The organism is Aquabacterium sp. (genome assembly GCF_030652515.1).
In the GTDB taxonomy this organism is placed as follows: domain Bacteria; phylum Pseudomonadota; class Gammaproteobacteria; order Burkholderiales; family Burkholderiaceae_C; genus Aquabacterium.
Window position 1 is genome coordinate 1 of the sequence record NZ_JAUSAR010000212.1, and the last position, 1,858, is coordinate 1,858.

The window sequence follows — 1,858 nt, forward strand, 5'->3', positions numbered from 1 at the left end:
TGCCTTCCCGGTTCCAAATTATGGAGCCCACTTCACCGGTGTGTCTCGATCGTTTCCTATCGAGCTATTTAACTATGGGGCGCTACATTCTTGCGCCAGCACTCTTAACTAGCCGGCGCTGAAAAAGTGTTTTAGTCCCCATCTATCATGATGCGGCTATCAATATTTCGCGCCGCGGGCACCTGGCGGAGTCCTTCGAGCGCCCTGCCAGACCCACCAGGCGGCACCACAGCCAGCACAAAAACACAAAAACAAGCCCTCGCCTCCTCTCCAGCCGCATCCGCCGCAGCATCAGCCGCAGGTTGTGGCCGCAGGCGCACAGCAGCGCGTTCAGTTTGTCGCCCAGCTTGCCCAAGAGGAAGTTCCGTCCCAGCCGACCATCGTTCTTCATGTGTCCGATGGTCGGCTCGATCGCCGCTCGTCGCTTCATCCAGCGCCCCAGCGCCTTGGGTATCCCCTTCAGATCGCGCCCGACGATGTTCACCGTGGCCGCGCCTTCGTAATCGTGTTTCCGGTAGCCCAGATCGACGAACACATCACCTTTGAGTTCCCCTCCGCTCAGCTCGCCGGCCTGCCGCAGCGCGCCGGAGAGCGTGTGACCGTCGTAGGGATTGCCGTGCAGCGCCTGCGCCCCGATCACGAACCCCTCTTTGCTCGTGGCCACCAGGCTGACCTTGCAGCCGAACTCATATTTCTTGTGCGCCTTGCCCTTGTCGATGCATTCGACCTCGGGGGCGTGGACGCTGTAGAGCTTGCGACACCCCGGAATGTTTTTCTGCTCCAGCAGCCGCACCGCGTCCAGTAGCGTATTGAAAAAAATCGTTTGCAGCCCTTGATTGTCACCGATCTTGCGCATCACGTCCGTCGTCACCTTGCGCAGGTAGCCCTTGAGCCGCCGCGTCTCGCGCAGCAGAAGTTTCTTACGCCGGACCCGCCCGTAACGGCCCACCATGATCAGCGCCTTGCGGGCCACGCGCCGGTAGCTCTGGCGCAGTTTGATTTGACTGTGCTCGGCCAGACGCACCAGCTTCTCGCGCATTTTGTAGTAGAGGCGGGCGTCGGTGGGGAAGGTCACCGCCTTCTCCTGCACCGTGGTGTCCACGTTGACCTTGTCCAGGCTGGCCGGCTTGAGCGCCCCGGTTTTGAGGCCCGTGGCGATGGATTCGGCCAACAGCCCCTCGGCCCCTTTTTCCCCGATCAGCTTGCGCCAGCGCGTCATCGAGGAGGAGTCGATGGGTAGCGTGTGCTCGAAGAATTTCTCGCCGCAGAAGTGCTGCCAGTAAGGGTTCTCGACCCAGCGCAGCACCGTCTGTTCGTCCGAGAGATTGAATGTATGCTTAATGAAATGCAGGCCCACCATCAGGCGCACCGGTTTGGCCGGAGCGCCGTTGTGCTCGCAGAAATGCTCGCCGAGTTCGCGCTCGAAGAAGGTCCAGTCGATCTGGCCGGCCAGTCGCGCCAGTTCGTGGTCGGGATTGATGATGGTTTCCAACTCGACCTTGAACAGGTCGCCCTGGAGATCGGTGTTGCTGCTGGGGCGGGGTTTCATCAGTTTGCCGGCTTTCTGCGGGGATCGATTTGTTTTACGGCAAAACAAGTATACCCCTCGGCAGCGATTTTGCACCGGTTTTATTAGGTAATTTTGGGCTTTCCGCCTTTTTCATCGCCGACTACTGACTCTGATTATGCTTTACAAATAATCAAGTAAGGCAGCGATATCAGATTAAGCAGTATCGCATCATGTTTTTACGCCAATCGATCTGGGGGGTGCTTTCGCGTTTATTTCGATCTTTGCCACGATCACCGAAGTTGGGGTGCGAACTGGTCTGGTAACGACAACCTGGAAATGTATCAAATG

At 58.3% G+C, this 1,858-nt stretch carries 1 protein-coding gene; it reads right to left on the bottom strand.

The genetic code is table 11. From position 1 onward, the window contains the following. Nucleotides 1–145: 145 nt before the first annotated feature. Nucleotides 146–1,549 carry an IS5 family transposase gene (locus Q7V20_RS23260; RefSeq protein WP_304796402.1) on the bottom strand — a complete coding sequence of 468 codons (1,404 nt, stop codon included), beginning with the start codon at nt 1,547–1,549 and terminating at the stop codon, nt 146–148. Between the last annotated feature and the right edge of the window lie 309 nt (nt 1,550–1,858).

Excerpts from the sequence above, each read along its gene's own strand:
- Q7V20_RS23260 (WP_304796402.1), bottom strand. The coding sequence starts at position 1,549 with ATGAAACCCCGCCCCAGCAGCAACACCGATCTCCAGGGCGACCTGTTC.